Source organism: Blastococcus sp. SYSU D00813 (genome assembly GCF_054050735.1).
The window spans coordinates 71,037-93,170 of the sequence record NZ_JBJGZX010000012.1 but is presented as its reverse complement, the minus strand read 5'-3'; the positions used below and the strand labels follow the sequence as shown (position 1 = coordinate 93,170).

At 74.8% G+C, this 22,134-nt stretch carries 16 protein-coding genes and 1 tRNA gene; 15 read left to right on the top strand and 2 right to left on the bottom strand.

The genetic code is table 11. The features are described 5' to 3' along the window. Window positions 1–4: 4 nt before the first annotated feature. The 6 genes from metG (at window position 5) to ACI8AX_RS10950 (ending at window position 6,971) form a co-directional block, all read left to right on the top strand. Window positions 5–1,804, top strand: a complete 1,800-nt coding sequence (gene metG / locus ACI8AX_RS10975; protein ID WP_456549840.1) for a methionine--tRNA ligase — start codon at window positions 5–7, stop codon at window positions 1,802–1,804. A 43-nt stretch (window positions 1,805–1,847) separates the two neighbouring features. Next, on the top strand, window positions 1,848–2,732 hold the full coding sequence (locus ACI8AX_RS10970) for a TatD family hydrolase (RefSeq protein WP_456549839.1): 885 nt from the start codon (window positions 1,848–1,850) through the stop codon (window positions 2,730–2,732). Between the two features lie 49 nt (window positions 2,733–2,781). Then, window positions 2,782–3,621: a hypothetical protein gene (locus tag ACI8AX_RS10965; protein WP_456549838.1), complete on the top strand. Its 840-nt coding sequence runs from the start codon at window positions 2,782–2,784 to the stop codon at window positions 3,619–3,621. 377 nt (window positions 3,622–3,998) lie between these two features. Then, entirely contained in the window at window positions 3,999–5,108 is a 1,110-nt protein-coding gene (locus ACI8AX_RS10960) for a ubiquitin-like domain-containing protein (RefSeq protein WP_456549837.1), read from the top strand. After that, a complete protein-coding gene (gene rsmA / locus ACI8AX_RS10955; RefSeq protein WP_456549836.1) occupies window positions 5,065–6,006 on the top strand; it encodes a 16S rRNA (adenine(1518)-N(6)/adenine(1519)-N(6))-dimethyltransferase RsmA in 942 nt (313 codons plus the stop codon). The genes ACI8AX_RS10960 and rsmA overlap by 44 nt, the downstream gene beginning before the upstream one ends. Then, a complete protein-coding gene (locus ACI8AX_RS10950; protein ID WP_456549835.1) occupies window positions 6,003–6,971 on the top strand; it encodes a 4-(cytidine 5'-diphospho)-2-C-methyl-D-erythritol kinase in 969 nt (322 codons plus the stop codon). Before rsmA ends, ACI8AX_RS10950 begins: the two co-directional genes overlap by 4 nt. A 74-nt stretch (window positions 6,972–7,045) precedes the next feature. On the opposite strand, the gene ACI8AX_RS10945 is transcribed toward ACI8AX_RS10950, so the two are convergent. Together ACI8AX_RS10945 and ACI8AX_RS10940 are read right to left on the bottom strand one after the other, a co-directional pair. Beyond that, a complete protein-coding gene (locus tag ACI8AX_RS10945; RefSeq protein WP_456549892.1) occupies window positions 7,046–7,645 on the bottom strand; it encodes a TetR/AcrR family transcriptional regulator in 600 nt (199 codons plus the stop codon). 104 nt (window positions 7,646–7,749) lie between these two features. Beyond that, a complete protein-coding gene (locus tag ACI8AX_RS10940) occupies window positions 7,750–8,568 on the bottom strand; it encodes an acyl-CoA desaturase (RefSeq protein WP_456549834.1) in 819 nt (272 codons plus the stop codon). Window positions 8,569–8,968: 400 nt separating this feature from the next. Here ACI8AX_RS10940 and ACI8AX_RS10935 point away from each other — a divergent pair. The 9 genes from ACI8AX_RS10935 to ACI8AX_RS10895 all read left to right on the top strand — a co-directional run bounded on the left by ACI8AX_RS10935 (window position 8,969) and on the right by ACI8AX_RS10895 (window position 21,998). Beyond that, window positions 8,969–9,041: transfer RNA gene (locus ACI8AX_RS10935), tRNA-Gln, on the top strand. Between the two features lie 70 nt (window positions 9,042–9,111). Continuing rightward, entirely contained in the window at window positions 9,112–10,656 is a 1,545-nt protein-coding gene (gene glmU, locus ACI8AX_RS10930) for a bifunctional UDP-N-acetylglucosamine diphosphorylase/glucosamine-1-phosphate N-acetyltransferase GlmU (protein WP_456549833.1), read from the top strand. Between the two features lie 14 nt (window positions 10,657–10,670). Continuing rightward, on the top strand, window positions 10,671–11,651 hold the full coding sequence (locus ACI8AX_RS10925) for a ribose-phosphate diphosphokinase (protein WP_409329151.1): 981 nt from the start codon (window positions 10,671–10,673) through the stop codon (window positions 11,649–11,651). Window positions 11,652–11,870: 219 nt separating this feature from the next. Beyond that, window positions 11,871–12,575 carry a 50S ribosomal protein L25/general stress protein Ctc gene (locus ACI8AX_RS10920; protein ID WP_456549832.1) on the top strand — a complete coding sequence of 235 codons (705 nt, stop codon included), beginning with the start codon at window positions 11,871–11,873 and terminating at the stop codon, window positions 12,573–12,575. 95 nt (window positions 12,576–12,670) lie between these two features. Next, a complete protein-coding gene (gene pth, locus ACI8AX_RS10915; protein WP_456549831.1) occupies window positions 12,671–13,240 on the top strand; it encodes an aminoacyl-tRNA hydrolase in 570 nt (189 codons plus the stop codon). A 275-nt stretch (window positions 13,241–13,515) separates the two neighbouring features. Beyond that, window positions 13,516–14,946 (top strand): sugar transferase, encoded by a 1,431-nt coding sequence (locus tag ACI8AX_RS10910; protein ID WP_456549830.1) that lies wholly within the window; start codon window positions 13,516–13,518, stop codon window positions 14,944–14,946. Between the two features lie 258 nt (window positions 14,947–15,204). Further along, window positions 15,205–16,464, top strand: coding sequence for a DUF1972 domain-containing protein (locus ACI8AX_RS10905; RefSeq protein WP_456549829.1), 1,260 nt, complete (start codon window positions 15,205–15,207; stop codon window positions 16,462–16,464). Between the two features lie 47 nt (window positions 16,465–16,511). Next, the gene (locus tag ACI8AX_RS10900) at window positions 16,512–17,189 is read left to right on the top strand and encodes a hypothetical protein (protein WP_456549828.1); all 678 of its coding nucleotides are present in this window, start codon (window positions 16,512–16,514) and stop codon (window positions 17,187–17,189) included. Window positions 17,190–17,522: 333 nt separating this feature from the next. Next, window positions 17,523–21,998 carry a PKD domain-containing protein gene (locus ACI8AX_RS10895; RefSeq protein ID WP_456549827.1) on the top strand — a complete coding sequence of 1,492 codons (4,476 nt, stop codon included), beginning with the start codon at window positions 17,523–17,525 and terminating at the stop codon, window positions 21,996–21,998. Window positions 21,999–22,134: the final 136 nt, after the last annotated feature.

Below are 22,134 nucleotides of genomic sequence, written 5' to 3'. Positions count from 1 at the left end.
TGCCGTGAGTGATCGGCACATCCTGACCGCCGTGGCCTGGCCCTACGCCAACGGCCCGCGGCACATCGGCCACGTCTCCGGCTTCGGCGTCCCCTCCGACGTCTTCAGCCGCTACCACCGGATGGTGGGGGACCGGGTGCTGATGGTCAGCGGCACCGACGAGCACGGCACGCCGATCACCGTGGCCGCCGACGCCGGAGGCGTCACCCCGCGGGAGATCGCCGACCGCAACAACCGCATCATCACCGGCGACCTGCAGTCGCTCGGGCTGAGCTACGACCTCTTCACCCGGACGACGACCGCCAACCACGCCCAGGTCAGCCAGGAGATCTTCCTGGGGCTGCTGAAGAACGGCTACGTCTTCCCGCAGACGACGCTCGGCGCGATCAGCCCCTCCACCGGCCGCACGCTCCCCGACCGCTACATCGAGGGCACCTGCCCGATCTGCGGCTACGACGGCGCCCGCGGCGACCAGTGCGACAACTGCGGCAACCAGCTCGACCCGACCGACCTGATCAACCCGGTGAGCCGGATCAACGGCGAGACGCCGCAGTTCGTGGAGAGCGAGCACTACTTCCTCGACCTGCCGGCCTTCACCCGGGCGCTGGGCGACTGGCTGGCCAGCCGGAACAGCTGGCGGCCCAACGTCCTCAACTTCAGCCGGAACCTGCTCGACGACCTCAAGCCGCGCAGCTACACCCGCGACATCGACTGGGGCGTGCCCGTGCCCCTCGACGGCTGGCGCGACCGCAACGACAAGCGGATCTACGTGTGGTTCGACGCCGTGGTCGGCTACCTGTCGGCGTCGATCGAGTGGGCCCGCCGGTCGGGCGACCCGGACGCCTGGCGCCAGTGGTGGCAGACGCCGGACTCCGACGCCTACTACTTCATGGGCAAGGACAACATCGTCTTCCACGCCGAGATCTGGCCGGCGCAGCTGCTCGGCTACAACGGCGAGGGCGACAAGGGCGGCAGCCCCGGCTCGCTCGGCCGGCTCAACCTGCCGACCGAGGTGGTCTCCAGCGAGTTCCTGACCATGGAGGGACGCAAGTTCTCCTCCTCGCGCCAGGTGGTCATCTACGTGCGGGACTTCCTCGCCCGCTACGACGCCGACGCCCTGCGCTACTTCATCGCCGCCGCCGGCCCGGAGACCCAGGACACCGACTTCACGTGGTCGGAGTTCCGCCGCCGCAACAACGACGAGCTCGTCGCCGGCTGGGGCAACCTGGTCAACCGGTCGGTGTCGATGGCGGCCAAGAACGTCGGCGCGGTGCCCACCCCCGGCGACCTCACCGACGCCGACCGCGCGCTGCTGGCCACGACCAGCGGTGCCTTCGGGCCCATCGGCGACCTGCTGGCCCGCAACCGGCAGAAGGCCGCGGCCGCCGAGGCGATGCGGGTCGTCGGCGAGGCGAACAAGTACCTGTCCGACCAGGCGCCCTGGAAGCTCAAGGAGGACCCGGCCCGCCGGGACACCGTGCTGCACACCGCGCTGCAGGCGGTCAGCGACTGCAACGCGCTGCTCACCCCCTTCCTCCCGCACTCGGCGCAGCGGATCCACGAGCTGCTCGGCGGCACCGGTGTGTGGTCGCCCGCGCCGCGGATCGACGAGGTCACCGACCTGGACGACGGCTCGCCCTACCCGGTCATCACCGGCGACTACGACTCGGCGCAGGCGGTCTGGGCCTCCCGGCCGCTGCAGCCGGGCACGCCGCTGGCCCCGCCGACGCCGGTGTTCAAGAAGCTGGACGAGTCGATCGTCGAGGAGGAGCTGGCGCGCCTGGAGCAGGGCGGCCGCTCGTGAGGGGCCTTTCGCGCGCGAAGTGCTTCTCGTGGGGACGGCGCTCGTGAGCCGGTCGGCCTCCTCGCGGGCCAACCGGCGCGGTGAGCTGCCGCCGGACCCCGAGCCGCTGCCGGTCCCGGCCGTCGACAGCCACACCCACCTCGACATCACGCTCGGCGACTTCCAGCGGACGCCGGACGACGCCGAGGTCGACGCCCAGGTCGCCGCCGCGGTGGCGGTCGGGGTGCCGCGGCTGGTGCAGGTCGGCGTCGACGTCCCGTCCTCCCGGTGGTCGGCCGAGCTCGCCGCCCGCAACCCGCACGTCCTCGCCGCCGTCGCCGTCCACCCGAACGAGGCGGCGGGATGGGCGGACGACGGCAGGGCCATGGACACCGCCCTCGCCGAGATCGACCGGCTGGCCGCGCTGCCGCGGGTGCGGGCGGTGGGGGAGACCGGGCTCGACCGCTTCCGGACCGGCCCCGAGGGCTGGGCGGCGCAGGAGGCGTCGTTCCGCGCCCACGTCCGGATCGCCAAGGAGCACGGCAAGGCGCTGGTCATCCACGACCGCGACGCCCACGACGAGATCCTGCGCGTGCTCGACGACGAGGGGGCGCCGGAGCGCACGGTCTTCCACTGCTTCTCCGGCGACGCCGCCTTCGCCCGGGCCTGCGTCGAGCGCGGCCACGTGCTGTCGTTCGCCGGCACGGTCACCTTCTCCAGCTCGGCGCACCTGCGCGAGGCGGCCGCGCTCACGCCGCTGGACCAGCTGCTCGTCGAGACCGACGCCCCGTTCCTGACACCCGTCCCGTACCGCGGGCGGCCCAACGCCTCCCGGCTGGTGCCGCACACCGTGCGGGCGTTGAGCGAGGTCACCGGCGTCGAGGTCGAGCGGCTGTGCGCCGCGCTCACCGCCACCGCCGAGCGCGTCTTCGGCTCCTGGGAGGACTGAGCCGCCGCAGCCGCTGCCCCCTCGCGGCGAAGCGGGGCACACTGGCACCGTGGGTCGCCTCATCGCCGTCGTGCTCTTCATCGCCGTGCTGGTGCCGGGTGTCCTGCTGGCCCGGGGCTGGTCCCTGGCCGCCGGGCGGCGGGCCGTCGCCTCGGCCTCCGTCGAGTTCACCACCCCCACCGCCGAGGGGCGGCGCACGCTCGAGCGACAGGCCGTGCACGGGCGCCGGGTGCGCCGGCTGGGGCTGCTGCTGGGCCTGGTCGCGGTGGTCGGCAGCATCGTCGTCTTCGCCGAGGCGTCGGTCTTCCTCTGGGCGCCGGCGGTGGCCGTCGGGCTGCTGCTGGGCGTCGTCCTGGCCGAGGCCACCCGGCCGCGACCCCGCTGGCAGGTCGGCACCCCCGCCCGCCGGCCCCGGCGCGGCGAGCAGGTCTCGCTGTGGCTGCTGTGGACCACGCGCGCCGTCGTCGCCGCCGAGGTGGTCACCGCAGCGCTCATGTGGCACCGCGACGAGCTGTCCGACCGGGTCGCCTGGATCGCCCTCGGCGTCCCGCTGGCTGCCTGGCTGCTCGCCGAGGTGGCGCTGCTGCGCGCCCTGCTCCGGCCGCTGCCCGCCGACGGCGCCGACGTCCCGCTCGACGAGGCGCTGCGCACGTGGACGGCGCACCTGGTGAGCGCCGCGGTGAGCGTCCTGGCGCTGCTGCCGCTGGGCTCCCTGCTGCTGGTCGCGGGGGTGCGCCTGGGCGACCGCGTCACCGAGGGCTTCGACCTGCTGCCGGTGGCGCTGGTCGCCGGCGGCTTCTCGGCGCTGGTCGCCGGCCTGGCCGTCGCCGTCTTCCTCGTCACCTGGCTGCGGCCGCTGCGTCTGTCCGAGCGGGCACTGGCGGGCTGACCCGCTCGGTTGCCGATCGGCAGTCGTGCCCGCCGGCGGGCGGTCCCACACGGTGACGTCGATCACCTCACCAGTACCACGGTGAACAACCGTCACAGGCGTCTCACCAGGCACTTCGCTCACGGGGCGGGTCGGCGCGTCACCGAGTCGACGTGTCGCCCCCCTGGAACACTCCTGACCGCACCGTTGCCACCCGTACCACGCCCGTTATCGTGTCGTGACCAGCCGGGGTGGGGACCGCCCCCGGGCGGCGTCGTCCGGAGCCAGGAATGGCACCGGGGGAGCCGGCCCGGAGCGGGGCCGCCCGGCGGGCCGCCTGCCGGCGGCACGCCGGTGGGGCCGCCTCCTGCCCGGTCCCGTGACCCCGTGGAAGTGTCGTGCCTCGACCCCTGAAGTTCTCCCTCTTCGCCCTCGTCCTGCTCGGGCTCGTCGGCGGCTCCGTGGCGTTCTACGTCGCGCAGAAGTCGGTGACGCTGACCGTCGACGGCCAGGCCCAGGAGGTGCGCACCTACGCCGACACCGTCGCCGAGGTGCTCGAGGAGGAGGGGCTGGAGCCGCGGTCGCACGACGTCGTCCTGCCCGAGCCCGGGGCGTCGGTCGCCGACGGTGACACCGTCGTCCTCAACCGGGCCCGCCCGCTGCAGCTGACCGTCGACGGGCGCACCAGCGAGGTCTACGTGACCGCGCTGTCGGTGGACGAGGCCCTGGACCAGCTCGGCTACCGGGCCGACGGCCTGGTCCTGTCGGCCAGCCGCAGCGAGCGCCTGCCGCTCGACGGCATGGCCCTGGAGATCACCACGCCCAAGGACGTCACCCTGGTGGCCGACGGCCAGCAGCGCGTGGTGACGACGACGGCCGCGACCGTGGGCGACCTGCTCGACGAGCAGGGCATCACCCTCGGGCCGACCGACGGCCTCAACATGTACGTGACCCAGCCGCTGCTCCCGCTGATGCGGCTGCAGGTGTTCCGCGTGCAGGTCACCGAGGTCGTCGAGACCACGCCGATCCCCTACGAGACGATCGAGACCGAGGACCCCGAGGCCCTCGAGGGCGACGACACGGTCACCCAGGAGGGCGTCGAGGGCCAGCAGGCGACCACCTGGCGGGTCACGGTCGTCGACGGCGTCGAGACCCGGCGCGAGCAGGTGTCGTCGACCGTCGCCGTCGCCCCCGTCGACGAGCTGGTCACCGTCGGCACCAAGGAGCCCCCGGCGCCGCCGGTCTCCAGCGGCAACCGGCCCTCGGCCGACGGCCTCAACTGGGCCGCCCTCGCGGCGTGCGAGTCCGGCGGCCGGCCGAACGCGGTGAGCTCGACGGGGCGCTACCGCGGCATGTACCAGTTCTCGCAGTCCACCTGGAACGCCGTCGGCGGGACCGGCGACCCGGCGGCCGCCTCCGCGGACGAGCAGACCTACCGCGCGCAGCTGCTCTACCAGCGCTCCGGTGCCGGCCAGTGGCCGCACTGCGGCCCGCGGCTGTTCAGCTGAACCCGGACCCTCGCTGAGCACTCCTCCGGAGCAGTCCGACGGGCTGCTGGGCCCGGCCGCCATCCGCGACCTGGCCCAGCAGCTCGAACTGCGTCCGACCAAGACCCTCGGGCAGAACTTCCTGCACGACGCCAACACCATCCGGCGCATCGTGCGCACGGCCGAGCTGCGCCCGGACGACGTCGTGCTCGAGGTGGGGCCGGGCCTCGGGTCGCTGACCCTGGGTCTGCTGCCCGCCGCGTCGGCGGTCACGGCGGTCGAGATCGACCCGCGGCTGGCCGCGCTGCTCCCGCGGACGGTGGCCGAGCGGGTCCCGGCGCTCGCCGGCCGGCTGACGGTCGTGGAGGCCGACGCGCTCCGCGTGCGGGAGATCCCGGGGCCGCCTCCGACGGCGCTCGTGGCCAATCTGCCGTACAACGTGGCGGTGCCCGTCCTGCTGCACCTGCTCGAGCTGCTGCCGTCGCTGCGGCGCGCGCTGGTCCTGGTGCAGGCGGAGGTGGCCGAGCGGCTCGCCGCCCCGCCGGGCTCGCCGGCCTACGGCGTGCCGTCGGTGAAGGCCGCCTGGTACGGCGAGGTGCGCCGGGCCGGTGCGGTCGGCCGGCGGGTGTTCTGGCCCGAGCCCAACGTCGACTCGGGCCTGGTCGCGCTGGACCGCCGGCCGCCCCCGCCCGGAGACCGCGCCGCCACCTTCGCCGTCGTCGACGCCGCCTTCGCCACCCGCCGCAAGGGCCTGCGGGCCGCGCTCGCCGGCTGGGCCGGCAGCCCCGCCGCCGCGGAGGCCCGCCTGCGGGCGGCCGGCATCGACCCCGCCACCCGCGGCGAGCGGCTGTCGGTCACCGACTTCGCCCGGCTGGCGGCCACGCCGGCCGGGGCGGTCGAGCCGGCGGACCCGGCATGAGCCGGACGGCGCACGCCGGCCCGGGACGCATCACCGGCGACGGCGCCGTCGTCGCCCGGGCCCCGGCCAAGGTGAACGTGCACCTGGCGGTCGCTCCCCTGGGGGACGACGGCTACCACGAGCTGCGGACCGTGTTCCTCGCCGTCTCGCTGGCCGACACGGTCACCGTCCGCCCGGCCGAGGCCCTGACGATCGGCCTGTCCGGGGAGTTCGCCGGGGGCCGGACCGGGCCCGACCGGGTGCCGACCGACCGGCGCAACGTCGTCTGGCGGGCCGCCGAGCTGCTCGCCGAGCGCGCCGGGGTGCGCGCCGAGGCCGCGATCACCATCGACAAGGCGATCCCGGCGGCGGCGGGCCTGGCCGGCGGCAGTGCCGACGCGGCGGCCGCCCTGGTCGCCCTCGACGCCCTGTGGGGCACGCACGCCACCCGCGGCGACCTCGCCGAGCTCGCCGCCCAGCTGGGCAGCGACGTGCCCTTCAGCCTGCTCGGCGGCGTCGCCCTGGGCTCCGGGCGCGGCGAGCGGCTCAGCCCGGTGCTCGCCCGCCGCCGGTGGGACTGGGTGCTCGGCATCGCCGGGGAGGGGCTGTCGACGCCGGCGGTCTACGGCGAGCTCGACCGGCTGCGCGCCCAGGGGCAGTTGCCGCCGGGGACCGAGCTGGCGTCGCCGGAGCCGGTGGTCGCTGCCTTGCGCAGCGGGCCGGTGGAGGCCCTGGCCCAGACCCTGTTCAACGACCTGCAAGAGCCGGCCGTCGCGTTGCGCCCCGACCTCCGCACCGCCCTCGACGCCGCCATCGCCGCCGGGGCCGCCGCGGCGCTGGTCAGCGGCTCCGGGCCGACCGTGGCCGCGCTGGCGCGGGACGAGGACGACGCCACCGCCGTGGCCGCCGGGATGGCCGCCTCGGGCCGGTTCCGGACGGTGCGGGTGGTGCACGGCCCGGTCCCCGGCGCCCGCCTGGTCGGCTGAAGGAGCACCCGCTCCTCACCCCTCGCGAGCTCGGGGCGAGCCTCTGGACGGGGCCGGGGCAGCGAGGTCCTCCCTCAGGCGTCGTCGCGCAGGCGGGGCTGGGGGTCGAGGTGGCCCATGCCGTTCCAGGCGAGGTTGACCAGGTGCGCGGCGACCTCGCGCTTGCCGCGGGACCGGTCCTCCAGCCACCACGCGCCGACCAGCGCGACCATGCCGACCAGCGCCTGGCTGTAGAGCCCGGCCAGCCGCGGGTCGTAGCCGTTCTGCCGGAACTGCGAGGCCAGCAGGTGCTCCACCTCGTGCGCGGCCTCGCCCAGCAGCGAGGAGTAGTGCCCGGCGGCGTCGCTGATCGGTGAGTCCCGGGACAGCACCCGGAAGCCGTCGGTGTCCTCCTCGATGTAGTCGAGGAAGACCAGCGCCGCCCGCTCGAGCACCTCGCGGGGGTGGCCACCCGCCGACAGCGCGGCGGTGAACCGGTCGAGCAGGCGGCGCATCTCCTGCTCGACGACGACGGCGTAGAGGCCCTCCTTGCCCCCGAAGTGCCCGTAGACGACGGGCTTGCTGACCGACGCGCGGGCGGCCAGCTCCTCGATGGAGGTCGCCTCGTAGCCTCGGCGGCCGAACAGCTCGCGGCCGATGTCGATCAGCTGCTGCCGGCGCTGGGCGCCGGTCATCCGCACGCGGGGCCGGGTGCCGACCGGCGCCCCCTCCGGACGTCGCCGCCCGGGCGACCGCGCCGAGGCGGGTCGCCCGGGCGGCGGGACGTTCGTGGACGTGGTCAGCCGGCTGCCTGGACGGGCACCTGGCGCTTGGCCGCCAGGCGCACGGGGTCGGGCCACTTCACGCTGTGCGCCCACCCCAGCTTCTCGAACACCCAGATGATCCGGGCGCTCATGTCGACCTGCCCGCGGAGCACCCCGTGCCGGGCGCTCGTGGGGTCGACGTGGTGCAGGTTGTGCCAGGACTCGCCGCCGCTGAGGATCGCCAGCGGCCAGACGTTGGTGGCCCGGTCCCGCGAGGCGAAGGGCCGGGTGCCGATCACGTGGCAGATCGAGTTGACCGACCAGGTGACGTGGTGCAGCAGCGCCGTCCGCACCAGGCCGGCCCAGAAGAACGCCGACAGCGCGCCGGCCCACGTGCCGGTGACCAGGCCGCCGATGACGGCCGGCAGGGCCAGGCTGAGGAACGCCCACACGACGAACAGGCGGCTGACGATCCGCAGGCCGCGGTCCTTGAGCAGGTCGGGGGCGTAGCGCTCCGGGTTGGTCTGCCGGCGGTCGAACAGCCAGCCCAGGTGCGCGTGCCACATGCCCTTGACCAGGGACCGCGTGTCGGTGCCGTAGCGCCACGGCGAGTGCGGGTCGCCCTCGCGGTCGGAGAAGGCGTGGTGCCGGCGGTGGTCGGCGACCCACTGGACGACCGGGCCCTCGATGGCCATGCAGCCGATGATCGCCATCGCGTAGCGCAGCGGCTTGCCGGTCTTGAACGACCCGTGCGTGAAGTACCGGTGGTAGCCGACGGTCACCCCGAGCAGTGGCACGAAGTAGAAGGCGACGAGCAGGCCCAGGTCCAGCCAGGACAGGCCCCAGCCCCACACGACCGGGACGATCGCGGCGAGCGCCAGGAACGGGACGACGACGAACAGGTAGAGCGTGATCTGCTCGACCGCGCCCTTCTCCTTGCCGTAGGCGTTGGCCGGCAGGCCGGCATCCGGGTCGGCCGGTCGTCGCGGAGCCGTGGGCCGGGTGAGGGCGGGAGCGGACAGAGGGGCCTCCAGGGCGGTGTCGGACCGGTCGATCGCAGCGTCCCCGACCGTGGTTACGACTCCGTAAGCTACGTGCCCGTAGCCGGGGCCGCCTGCCGGGGTGGCGGTTGCGCACGACCGCGCAGGTGGGGGCGGGGGCGACGCCGATCGCTGCCACCGCGGGTCCCGCTCACTAGGCTGCCGGTGGCGCCGATCCGGCGTCCCGCGGCGCCGGCGGACCGGTGCCCGCGGATGGGGGATGGGGTAATCGGCAGCCCGCCGGCCTTTGGAGCCGGGAAGTCTCGGTTCGAGTCCGAGTCCCCCAGCAGCCGTCACCGGGTGCACCGCCGCGGGCGCCCGCGGTGCACCCGACCGCCCCGCCGTCCGAGGAGACCCGTGAGCCAGCACCAGCCGGGAAGCGACCGCACCGAGGACCGGACCGGGGGCGCCGTGGCGGCCGTCGTCGTCCTCGCCGCCGGGCAGGGGACGCGCATGCGCTCGGCGACCCCCAAGGTCCTGCACCCGCTGGGCGGCCGCAGCATGCTGGGCCACGTACTGGCCGCCGCCGCGCCGCTCGGGGCCGGCAGCACGCTGGTCGTCGTGGGGGCCGGCCGGGAGGCGGTCGTCGAGCACCTGGCCGCCGTCGCGCCCGAGGCGCGGCCGGTGGTGCAGGAGGAGCAGCGCGGCTCCGGGCACGCCGCGCAGGTGGCCCTCGACGCCGTCCCGGACCTCGAGGGGGCGGTGCTCGTCTGCAACGGCGACTCACCGCTGCTGACCGCGCGCACCCTCGGCGCGCTGGTGGCCGCGCACGCCGCGGCGGGGAGCGTCTTCACCGTGCTGACCGCCGAGGTCGACGACCCGACCGGGCTCGGCCGGATCGTCCGTGACGACGACGGCCGGCCCCGGGCGATCGTCGAGGAGCGCGACGCCACCGACGAGCAGCGCGCCATCCGCGAGGTGAACGCGGGCGTGTACGTGGCGAACGCGGGGACCCTGCGGCGGGTGCTGGCCGGCCTGTCGACCGACAACGCCCAGGGCGAGCAGTACCTGACCGACGCGCTGGCCCCGCTGGTGGAGGGCGGCGCGCCGGTCGCCGCCGTCCGCGCCGACGACCCGGTCGACGTCCTCGGCTGCAACGACCGCCGGGAGCTGGCCGCCCGGCGCCGGGTGCTCAACGACCGGGTGCTCGACGAGCTGATGGTCGCCGGCGTCACCGTGGTCGACCCGGCGACGACGTGGGTCGACGTGACCGTGACGGTCGGGGCGGACGCCGTCCTGCAGCCGGGTACGCAGCTGCACGGGACGACGCGGGTGGCCGGCGGGGCGGTGGTCGGCCCCGACACCACGCTGACCGACTGCGAGGTGGGGGAGGGCGCCTCCGTCGTCCGCTCGCACGCCACCGGGGCGGTGATCGGACCGGACGCCGTCGTCGGCCCGTTCAGCTACCTGCGCCCCGGCAGCCGGCTGGCCCGCGGCGCCAAGGTCGGCGCCTTCGTCGAGACCAAGAACGTCGACCTGGGCGAGGGGTCGAAGGTGCCCCATCTCTCCTATGTGGGCGACGCCACGATCGGGACCGGGTCGAACGTCGGGGCCGCGACGGTCTTCGTCAACTACGACGGCGTGGCCAAGCACCACACCACGGTCGGTGACCACGTGCGCATCGGCAGTGACACGATGCTGGTCGCGCCGGTGACCGTGGGTGACGGTGCGTACACGGCCGCGGGCTCGGTGATCACCTCCGACGTCCCGCCGGGGGCCATGGGCGTGGCACGGGCCAAGCAGCGGAATGTGGCAGGCTGGGTGGGCCGCCGTCGCCCGGGCACCGCCGCCGCGCGCGCTGCAGCGGCGGCCGGGGATGCAGGCGCCGCCGGCGCGGCAGACACTCGACCCCGGGCCGACGAGAGCCGATCCGCGGCTCCCGAGACGCAATCCGACGAGTAGGGGCAGTCGATCCGATGAGCGCCATCCGGCAGACCACCAGCAAGAGCCTCATGCTGTTCTCCGGCCGGGCCTTCCCGCAGCTGACCGACGAGATCGCCGGTCACCTGGGCGTGACGCCGACCCCGACGGCCTCCTACGAGTTCGCCAACGGCGAGCTGTTCGTCCGGTTCGAGGAGTCGGTCCGCGGCTGCGACGCCTTCGTCGTGCAGAGCCACACCGCGCCGCTGAACACCTGGCTGATGGAACAGCTGATCATGGTCGACGCGCTCAAGCGGGCCTCGGCCAAGCGCATCACCGTCGTCGCGCCGTTCTTCCCCTACGCGCGCCAGGACAAGAAGCACCGCGGCCGCGAGCCCATCTCCGCCCGCCTGGTCGCCGACCTGTTCAAGACCGCGGGCGCCGACCGGCTGATGACCGTCGACCTGCACACCGCCCAGATCCAGGGCTTCTTCGACGGCCCGGTCGACCACCTCTTCGCCCTCGACCTGCTCGTCGACCACGTGCGCGACCGCTGCGCCGACCGCGACGTCACCATCGTCTCCCCGGACGCCGGCCGGGTCCGCGTCTCGGAACGCTGGAGCGACAAGCTCGGCGGCGTGCCGCTGGCCTTCATCCACAAGACCCGCGACCCGATGCGCCCGAACGAGGTCGTCGCCAACCGCGTGGTCGGTGAGGTCGAGGGCCGGGTCTGCATCCTCGTCGACGACATGATCGACACCGGCGGCACGATCGTGAAGGCCGCCGAGACCCTGTTCGAGGCCGGCGCCGCCGACGTCATCGTGACCGCCACCCACGGCGTGCTCTCCGGCCCCGCGGTCGACCGCCTGAAGAACAGCCGGGTCAGCGAGGTGGTCATCACCAACACGCTGCCGATCGAGCCCGAGCGCCAGTTCGACAAGCTCACCGTCCTCTCCATCGCCCCGCTGCTGGCGCGCGCGATCAAGGAGGTCTTCGAGGACGGCAGCGTCACCTCGCTGTTCGACGGGGCCAGCTGAGCCGTCCGTCCAGCGGGGGCCCGCAGGCGCCCGACGGATCCGCGGGAGGGCTCGGTCCCGCGGGGGAACGGCACCTGGCCGCCGTCCCCCGGCGGATGCCGGGTAAGGTTGCAGAGCCCGGCGAGGGAGTCCGTCTCCGTTATCGACGTGCGTGTGCCCGTCCGGGGTGCGCCGCGCCGTCCGCCGGCCCGCAGACCCCAGAGCTAGGAGCACACCACCGTGGCTGACCACCGCCTCGTCGCCGAGGCCCGCACCGAGTTCGGCAAGGGCAGCGCCCGCCGTACCCGCCGGGCCGGTCGCATCCCCGCCGTCCTCTACGGGCACGGCCAGGACGTCGTCCACCTGTCGCTGCCGGCCCGCGAGTTCGCCGCGGTGCTGCGCAACGGCGGCAGCAACGCGCTCATCACCATCGAGCTCGACGGTGCCGAGCACCTGGCCCTCACCAAGGCCGTCCAGCGCGACCCGCTGACCCGCGTGCACGAGCACGTCGACCTGCTCGCCGTCCGCCGCGGCGAGAAGACGACGGTCGACGTCCCGATCGTGGTCGTCGGCGAGCCCGGCCCGGACGCGATCCCGAACCACCAGCTGAACACCGTGTCCATCGAGGCCGACGCGACCCGGCTGCCCGACTCGATCGAGGTCGACGTGGCGGGCCGCACCGCGGGCCAGAACATCACGGCCGGCGACCTCGTGCTGCCCGCGGGCTCGACGCTGGTCACCGACCCGGAGGCGCTGGTCATCGGCTTCCTGGGCGCCATCTCCGAGGAGGCCCTCGAGGCCGAGCTCGCCGAGGCCGAGGCCGAGGCCGGCATCGAGCGCGAGGAGTCCGACGCGGCCGCCGAGGACGCCGGCGAGGGCGACGTCGTCCCCGAGCCGCAGGACCAGGGCAGCGGCGAGTCGATGGACGCCACCGAGAACAGCTGAGGCACGCGCTGACCGAGAGCACGACCCGCAGGGGCGCCGGCACCGCCGGCGCCCCTGCGGCGTCCCCGCCCGCTCCGCCCTCCGAGGGGCCGTTCGTGGTCGTCGGCCTCGGCAACCCCGGGCCGGCCTACGCCGGCAACCGGCACAACGTCGGCGCGATGGTGCTCGACGAGCTCGCCGCGCGCAGCGGCGTGAAGCTGTCCCCGGGCAAGGGCGGCCGGTCGCGGTCGCTGGTCGGGGAGGGCCGGCTGGCCGGTCGCCGCGTCGTCCTGGCCCGCCCCACCTGCTACATGAACGAGTCCGGCGGCCCGGTCCGCGGGCTGCTCGACTGGGCGAAGGTGCCCGCCGCCGACCTCGTCGTGGTCCACGACGAGCTCGACATCCCGTTCGCCACGGTGCGGCTCAAGCGCGGCGGCGGCGAGGGCGGCCACAACGGCCTGCGCTCGATCAGCCGGTCCACCGGCACCAAGGACTACCTGCGCGTGCGGGTCGGCATCGGCCGGCCGCCCGGCCGGCAGGACCCGGCCGACTTCGTCCTCAAGGACTTCTCGGCGACCGAGCGCAAGGAGCTCGACCTGCTGATCGCCGAGGCGGCCGACGCCACCGAGGAGCTGCTCGCGCGCGGGCTCGAGGCGGCGCAGAACGTGGTCCACCCGCGCACCTGACGCGGACCACCGTCACGGAGCGTGTCGCTCACGTGACCGATCAGCTCGCTCCTCAGGGTGAACGACCACGTTCCGTGTTGACCCTCTGGTGACCGACTGTGAGTGTCCTCTGTGCCGCCGAGGGCACCGATCCGGAAAACCGCACGTCATGCGCGGGTCCGCCTCGTGTCCCCGGCCACACAGTGTCACGTCGGTGTCCGGGGGGAACCGTGCTTCTCGATCATGAGCGCGTCAGGCTGGGATCCGCATCCGTGCGGTCGACCGTGGCACCGGGGATGCCGTTCGCCCCGCGGCCGGTCGTCCGCCGCACCCCGCCGGGCTGGGTCCGCCGGTACACCCTGACCCTGGTCGTGATCGAGTCGCTGGCCGCCGCGATCGCCGCCGGCGTCGTCCTCGCGGTGCACTCCTCGCCGCTCACCGCCGGGAACCCGCTGCTGTGGGCCGCTGCCGTGCTCGTCGTGGCCTGGCCGCTGCTGCTCGCCGGCGCCGGCGCCTACTCGGCGCGGACCTACGGCACGGGCAGCGGCGAGTACCGCCTCGTCCTGCGGGCCGGGTTCCTCCTGCTGGCGACGCTGGGGCTGGTCTCCTACGCCGTCCACCTCGACATCGCGCGCGGCCTGGTCCTCCTGGCGGTGCCGGCCCTGATGCTCACGACGCTGGTGGAGCGCTACGCCGCACGGCTGTGGCTGCAGCGGCTGCGCGCCCAGGGGTCGTGCACGACGCGGGTCATCGTCGTCGGCCGCGGCGGTGCGGTCCTCGAGCTCGTCGACCGGGTCCGCCGGGAGCGGTTCGCCGGCATGGACGTCGTCGCCGCCTGCGTCACCCCGGCCGACCGGGCCCGGGTGGGCGCCGCGCTGGACCTCCCGGTGGGCGGCCTGGACGACGTCGTCGCGATGGCCGGCCGGCTCAGCGCCGACACGATCGCCGTGACCTCGGCCAGCGAGACGGCCGCCCAGTACCTGCGGCAGCTCTCCTGGCAGCTGGAGGGCACGGGCATCGAGCTGCTGGTCGCCCCCGGCCTCATCGAGGTCGCCGGCCCGCGGCTGCACATCCGGCCGTTCGAGGGCCTGCCGCTGCTGGCCGTCGAGCAGCCCCGGTTCGAGGGCTGGCGCCGGGTGGTCAAGGGCGGTCTCGACCGGACCGTCGCCGCGCTGGCCCTGCTGCTGCTCGCCCCGGTCATGCTCGGGATCGCGCTCGCGGTGAAGCTCGGCAGCCCCGGCCCGGTGCTGTACCGCCAGGAGCGGGTCGGCGTGAACGGCCGCACCTTCACGATGCTGAAGTTCCGCAGCATGGTCGTCGACGCCGACCGGCAGGTCGAGACGCTGAGCGCGGAGAACATCTCCGACGGGCTGCTGTTCAAGATGCGCGTCGACCCGCGGGTCACCCCGGTCGGCCGCCTGCTGCGCCGGCTGTCCCTCGACGAGCTGCCCCAGCTGCTCAACGTCCTCGGCGGCTCGATGTCGCTGGTCGGCCCGCGGCCGCCGCTGCCCGGCGAGGTCGCCCGGTACGACACCCAGGTCAGCCGCCGGCTGCTGGTCAAGCCGGGCCTGACCGGGCTGTGGCAGATCTCCGGCCGCAGCGACCTCCCCTGGGAGGAGGCGGTCCGCCTCGACCTGCGCTACGTGGAGAACTGGTCGATGGCGATGGACCTGCTGATCCTCGTCAAGACCTTCCGGGCGGTGCTGAGCCGGTCCGGGGCCTACTGAGCCCGCTCGCCGGCCCGCTCGCCGTCACCGCCCAGCGCTCCCGTCGCGCCGGGCGGTGACGGCCGGGTCCCGGCCCGACGGCGGGTGGGCGGCGGCCCGCCGGGGGCTCCGCCGAGCCGGTCCGGGGCCCACGGAGCGTCACGGCCGGAGTGGATCATCCTCACCCTCCGGGGGGACGACCGCTCCGACCTGCGTCTCCAGGATGGGAGAGGTCCTGCCGATCAGGGGAGGACTGGTACCCGACGAAACGGACTCCCGATGGACCGCATGAGCATCGCCATGGTGGGGACGCGCGGCGTCCCCGCGCGATACGGCGGCTTCGAGACCGCCGTGGAGGAGATCGGCCGCCGACTGGTCGACCGCGGTCACCGGGTGGTCGTCTACTGCCGCAGGGTGCCCGGCGCGGACGAGCGGCCGCCCACCGAGTACCTCGGCATGGAACTGGTCCACCTGCCGGCCGCCCGCCGGCGGTCGCTGGAGACCCTGAGCCACACCGCCCTGTCGGTCCGCCACCTGGTCACCCACCGCACCGACGCCGCGTTCGTCTTCAACGCGGCGAACTCGCCGCTGCTGCCGGTGCTGCGGGCCGCCCGCATCCCGGTCGCCACGCACGTCGACGGCCTGGAGTGGAAGCGCGCCAAGTGGGGCGGCACCGGACGTCGCTACTACCGGGTCGCCGAGAGCCTGGCCGTGCGCTGGTCGGACGCCCTGATCGCCGACGCGCAGGGGATCGCCGACTACTACACCGACGCCTTCGCCGTGCCGACCGTCCTGCTCACCTACGGCGCCCCGATCATCGAGCCGGGCGCGGACAAGCTGGGTGAGCTCGGCCTGCAGCCGGGCGGCTACCACCTGGTCGTGGCCCGGTTCGAGCCGGAGAACCACGTCGACCTGATCGTGCAGGGCTACGCGCTCAGCGAGGCCACGAAGCCGCTGGTGGTCGTCGGCTCGGCGCCCTACGCCGACGAGTACACCAAGCGGGTGCACGCGCTGGCCGACAACCGGGTCCGCTTCCTCGGCGGCGTCTGGGACCAGGAGCTGCTCGACCAGCTCTACGCCCACAGCGCCACGTACCTGCACGGCCACTCGGTGGGCGGGACCAACCCCTCGCTGCTGCGCGCCATCGGCGCCGGCGCGGCGGTGACCGCCTTCGACTGCTCGTTCAACCGCGAGGTGGTCGCCGACGCCGGCCGCTTCTTCCGCACCCCGGAGGACGTCGCCCGCGAGATCGCCGGCGTCGAGGCCGACCCCGAGCGGGCCGCCCGCGACGGCCGCCGGTCCCGTGAGCTGGCCCGCGGCTACGACTGGGACCAGGTCGCCGGCGGCTACGAGCAGCTCGCGCAGGACCTCGCGGCCCGCCGCTTCCCGGCGCGCCGGCCCAGCGGCCGCCGCCGTCCGACCGACGCCGACCTCCCGCTCCCGCGGGCGGCCGCGCCGGCGGTGCCCGACAACGTCGTGCAGCTGCCGGTGCCGGCCGAACCGGCCCGGTGGGAGCACCTGCCCGCGGCCCAGCAGTGACCCGCACGGATCGGACGCCCCCGCGGGGGCGCGGAGGGGGAGACGCAGTGGAGGTCCAGGAACGGCCGACGCCGGCCGAGGAGCAGGAGCCGGCCCCCGCGTCGCGCCGCAGGCGGCTGCTGGCCGCCGGCGCCGCGCTGCTGGTGGCGGTGGCGGCCATGGTCGTCGTCCTGCTCACGACCGGCGGGGACGACGGCGACGGCGACACCGCGACGCCCGGCGCCGGCGCCGCGGCGACCTCGGGCGCGCCGGTCGACGAGACGATCGCCCCGCTGCCGCCGACCCCGACGCCGACCGGTCCCACCGAGGACGTCGACCAGCCGCCGCCGGCCCAGCCGGAGGTGCCACTGGACGCGCCCGCGGCCGTCGGGAACGGCATCGTCGCGACCGTCACCTCGGTCGAGGCCATCGACGGCACCGCGGTCGGTCCCGGCAACATCGCCGGTCCGGCCCTGCGGATCACCGTGCGGATCGAGAACGGCACGGCCGAGGCCGTCTCCCTCGACGGCGTGGCCGTGAACCTCTACTCCGGTCCCGAGCGGACCCCGGCCTCGCCGCTGGACGACCCGTCGCGGGTGCCCTTCACCGGCATGGTGGAGCCGGGCGCCGCAGGGGAGGGCGTGTACGTGTTCAGCGTGCCGGCCGACGCCCGCGACCTCGTCACCGTGGAGGTCGGCTACCAGGCCGGCGCGCCGCTGCTGCTCTTCACCGGACCGGCCGCCTGACCCGACCTCCGGCCACGTCCGCCCGGCGACCCGCCACCGCACCCGCGGTGGCGGGTCGTCGCGCGTCCGGCCCCCTGCCGACGGTCCCGCGGACGGGGCGGGACGTCCCTCCATCCGGACTCCCCGATCACGCTGCGTGAGACCGACTCATCAGGACGGGTGAGAAACCCCAGGTCGTCACCTCATCGGGTGCTCGATTCACCCTGCCCCGGCCGCTCTCGTCACGCTTAGTATCCGTCGACCGCCCTTCTGGGACGGCTGCGTACTGGAACTCGAGCGGGGGCTCACATGGGGGTCGTGGGGAGAGGCGCGCGCACGCGCGCCGTGGCGGCGATGGCGGCTCTGGCCGTCGCGATCGGCAGTTGGGCACTGGCGGTCCCGGGGACGGCGAGGGCGGACAGCGCGCCGACGCCGGTGACGCCCACCGACCCGGTGACGGTCTCCGCGGACGCCTTGCCCACCGTGCAGATCAACGGCGTCGCCTGGGCGCAGGTGATCGTCGGCGACACCGTCTACGTCGCCGGGAAGTTCACCCGGGCCCGCCCGGCGGGTGCCCCCGCCGGCACGAACGAGACCGTGCGCAACAACCTCCTCGCCTACGACATCCGCACCGGCGAGCTGATCACGTCCTTCGCGCCGAGCCTCAACGCCCAGGCGCGGTCGATCGCGGCGTCCCCGGACGGCACCCGCATCTACGTCGGCGGTGACTTCACCGTGGCCGACGGGCAGACCCGCAACCGCGTCGCCGCCTACGACACCCGCACGGGGGCCCTGGTGGCCACCTTCAAGCCCAGCGTCAACGGGCAGGTCACCGCGATCGCCGCCACCGACAGCACCGTATACATGGGCGGCAGCCTGACCGGCGTCGGCGGCGTCAGCCGGACACGGCTCGCCGCCGTCCGGGCCTCGGACGGCGGCCTGCTGCCCTGGGCGCCGGTCCCGGGCGCCGGCCCGACGACCGGCAACCGCCTGCCGCTGTTCGACGCGAACGGCGTCGCCATCCCGGGCAGCAGCGATCCCCGGAACAAGACCACGTCGGTGGACGTACAGGCGCTGATCGTGACCGGCGGGGGCACCCAGGTCGTGGCCGGCGGGCGGTTCTACTCGATGAACGGCGCGCTCGCCACCGGCGTGGCGGCCCTCGACCCCACGACCGGAGCCACTCGGCCGTTCGCCATCAACCAACTGATCACGAACCAGGGCGTCAACTCCGCCATCTGGAGCCTCTCCACCGACGGCACCAACGTCTACGGGACGGGCTACGACTACTACGGCCCCGGCAACGTGGAGGGGACCTTCGCCGCCGCGGTGAACGGCGGCGCGGTGCGGTGGCTCGCCAACTGCCGCGGCGACACCTACGGCAACTGGCCGATGAACGGCGCCGTCTACACGGCCTCGCACGCCCACCAGTGCGTCAACCAGGGCGGTTTCCTCGAGCAGACGCCGACGGTGTGGAAGTTCGCGACTGCGGTGAGCATCGCGGCCAACGGCGTCGCCGGCCGCAACACCATGGCCAACGCCAACTTCGTCGGCAGGCCGACCCCGGCCCTGCTGAGCTGGTACCCGACCTTCAGCCAGGGATCCGTCACGGGTCAGTACCAGGCCGGCTGGAGCGTGTCCGGGAACGGCCGGTACGTGACCTACGCCGGGGAGTTCCCCCGGGTGAACGGGCAGGCGCAGCAGGGGCTGGTGCGCTTCGCGGTGCCCTCGGCGGCGCCCAACCGGGTGGGTCCCACGGTGACCCCTGGGGTCTCGGTCGCCGCAACCGCCGCCGGTCCGCGCCTGAGCTGGAAGGCCGCTTGGGACCAGGACAACGCGGTCGTCACCTACCGCGTGTACCGCGACAACGGAGCACAGCCGGTGGTCGCGTTCAGCCGGGCGGAGTCGTGGTGGCAGCTCCAGCCGACCGCGTGGGTGGACCGTTCGGCCTCCGCCGGCCCGCACAGCTACCGCGTGACCGCGAGCGACCCCTTCGGCAACGAGGTGGTGATCGGCTCCGCCACTGCGTCCTCGACCGGCCCGACGGCCGCCCGCCCGTATGCCCAGGCCGTGCTCGCCGACGGCGCCACGGACCACTGGTCGATGGGAGAGCCGTCCGGGTCGACCGCGACGGACTCGGCCGGGGTCGACAACATGGTCGGCAGCGGCGGCTACACCCGGAACGCGGCCGGCGCCATCAACGGCGACGCCGACCGCGCCACCACGTTCACCGGCGCCAGCGGGTTCTTCGCCACGCAGACGCCCAGGCGGGCCTTGAACACGTTCACGATGGAGACCTGGTTCTCCACGCGCAGCACCGCTGGCGGCAAGCTGCTCGGCTTCGGTGACGCACGTACCGGCCTGAGCACCAACTACGACCGCATGCTGTGGATCGACACCGCCGGCAAGGTGCACTTCGCGGTCTGGCCGGGCGTCAAGGTGGAGCTGGTCAGCCCGACTGCCTACAACAACGGCCAGTGGCACCACGCCGTCGCCTCCGTGGGACCGACGGGTACCCGGCTCTACCTCGACGGTCGCCTGGTGGCGACCAGGACCGACGTCGTCTCCGCCCAGGACTACTCCGGGTACTGGCGCGTCGGCGGCGACAAGACCTGGTCGGCCGGGGTGACCTACCTCAACGGCCTCATCGACGAGGTCGCGATCTACCCGACCGTGCTGACCGCCGACCAGGTGGCCCGGCACTACGCGCTCGGGAGCACCGGCACCGCGGTGAACCAGGCCCCCGAGGCGTCGTTCACCTCGAGCACGCAGGGCCTGACCGCGTCCTTCGACGGGCGGCTGTCCTCCGACCCGGAGAACGGCACCGTCAGCTCCTACCGCTGGGACTTCGGCGACGGCACCACGGGCACCGGGGCCACGGCCACCCGCACCTACGCCCAGGGCGGCACCTACACGGTGCGGCTGACCGTCACCGACGCCGCCGGCGCCACGGGCACCACGGAGCGGCAGGTCGTCGTCGTCCCGCCGCCGAACCAGCTGCCGACGGCCGCCTTCACCTCGGCGTCGTCCGGTCTGTCGGTGGAGGTGGACGGCCGCGGCTCGGCCGACGCGGACGGCACCGTGGCCTCCCACTCCTGGGCGTGGGGCGACTCGACCCCGAACGGCACCGGGGCCACCGCGTCGCACAGCTACGCGGCACCCGGCACCTACCAGGTGACGCTCACCGTGACCGACGACGACGGCGGCACCGCGTCGGTGACCCGTTCCGTGGCGGTCGTCGGCCAGGGCGGCAGCGTCCGGGTCGCGGGCGACGCGTTCGGCCGCACGGTCCCCGCCGGCGGCCTCGGCACCGCCGACCTGGGCGGTGCGTGGACCGCGGCGATCGGCGCGAGCCGGCTGTCGGTGAGCGGCGGCGCGGCGGTGTTCGGGCTGCCGGGCGCGGGCAACGACACGGCCGCGTACCTCGGCGGCGTCAGCGTCGACAGCGCCGACGTCCGGGCGACCTTCAGCCTGTCGTCGACGCCGACCGGCTCGGGCACGTTCGTCTACGTGACCGGCCGGCGGGTCGGCGCCGGCGAGGAGTACACCGTGCGCTTCCGGGTCGCCCCGGACGGCGCGGTCTACATGGCGCTGGCCCGGACCACCGGCAACGTCGAGACCTTCCCCGGCGGGGAGGTGCGCGTGGCCGGGCTGACCTGGACCCCGGGCACCACCCTCGCCACCCGGGTGCAGGTCTCCGGCGTCGGCACCACGACGGTCGCCGGATCCGTGTGGGTCGCCGGCCAGGCCGAGCCCGCCGCGCCGCAGATGACGCGGACGGACACGACCGTGGCGCTGCAGAAGGCCGGCGGCGTGGGCCTGGGCGCCTACCGCCCGAGTGCGTCCACCGCGGCCACCACGGTCCGGTTCGACGACCTGTCGGTCACCGCGGTCGGCGCGACGCCGCCGCCCCCGCCGGTCAACGCGGCCCCCGTGGCGGCCTTCACCGCCCAGCCCGCGGGCCTGGCGGTGGCCGTCGACGGGTCCGCGTCGACCGACTCCGACGGCACGGTCGCCGCGTACGCCTGGACCTGGGGCGACGGCACGGCCACGGGCACCGGCCGGACGGTGCAGCACACCTACGCGACGGCCGGCACGTACACGCTCACCCTGACGGTGACCGACGACGACGGCGCCACGGCCACCACCACCCGGGCGGTCACGGTGACCGCTCCGGGCGGCCCGGCGCAGCCGCAGGTGCTGGCCGCCGACGCCTTCGAGCGGACCGCCACCGGCGGCCTGGGCACCGCCGACATCGGCGGCGCCTGGACCTCGCTGGTCGGGGCGACGCGCCAGGCGGTGAGTGGGGGCGGCGCGGTGCTGACCGTGGGCCCCGGCAACAACGCCGGGTCACACCTGGCAGCGGTCACGGCCACCGCCGTGGAGGTGCGGACGGCGGTGTCCTTCTCGCGGACGCCCGCCAACGGCACCGGGGCCTACGCCTTCGTGACCGGCCGGCGGGTCGGGACGGCGCAGTACAACGCGCGGGTGCGGGTGCTGCCCGGTGGCGAGGTCGGCGTCTCCCTCGTCCGCGAGGTCGGTGGTGTGGAGACCACCCTCGGGTTCGTGACGCTCCCCGGGGTCACCTACACCGACGGTGCGCCGCTCCAGCTGCTCCTGCGGGTGACCGGCACCGGCACCACGGACCTGGCGCTGACGGTGTGGCCGGCCGGCACGGCCCAGCCGACCACCCCGACGCTGGCCCGCACGGACACCACCGCGGTCCTGCAGGCGGCGGGTTCGATCGGGCTCGCGGCCTACCTGTCGGGCAGTTCCACCAGCCCGGTGGCCGTCCGCTTCGACGACCTGCAGGTCACCGTGGCGCAGTGACGGGCGCCGGGCCGGCCCTCCGCGGGGCCGGCCCGGCCGCCCGCGCGGTCAGCACGCCGCTACCAGGCGCTCACGGACCGTGATCGACCTCACCCCGGTGAGGGAGGAAACCGCAGGTCGTCACCTGGTCAGGTGA

What these genes read in the sequence shown, in the direction of transcription:
- ACI8AX_RS10950 (WP_456549835.1), top strand. Translation starts at nt 6,003, where the DNA reads ATGAGCCGGACGGCGCACGCCGGCCCGGGACGCATCACCGGCGACGGC.
- ACI8AX_RS10945 (WP_456549892.1), bottom strand. Translation starts at nt 7,645, where the DNA reads ATGACCGGCGCCCAGCGCCGGCAGCAGCTGATCGACATCGGCCGCGAG.
- ACI8AX_RS10925 (WP_409329151.1), top strand. Translation starts at nt 10,671, where the DNA reads ATGAGCGCCATCCGGCAGACCACCAGCAAGAGCCTCATGCTGTTCTCC.
- ACI8AX_RS10910 (WP_456549830.1), top strand. Translation starts at nt 13,516, where the DNA reads ATGCCGTTCGCCCCGCGGCCGGTCGTCCGCCGCACCCCGCCGGGCTGG.
- ACI8AX_RS10905 (WP_456549829.1), top strand. Translation starts at nt 15,205, where the DNA reads ATGGACCGCATGAGCATCGCCATGGTGGGGACGCGCGGCGTCCCCGCG.
- ACI8AX_RS10895 (WP_456549827.1), top strand. Translation starts at nt 17,523, where the DNA reads ATGGCGGCTCTGGCCGTCGCGATCGGCAGTTGGGCACTGGCGGTCCCG.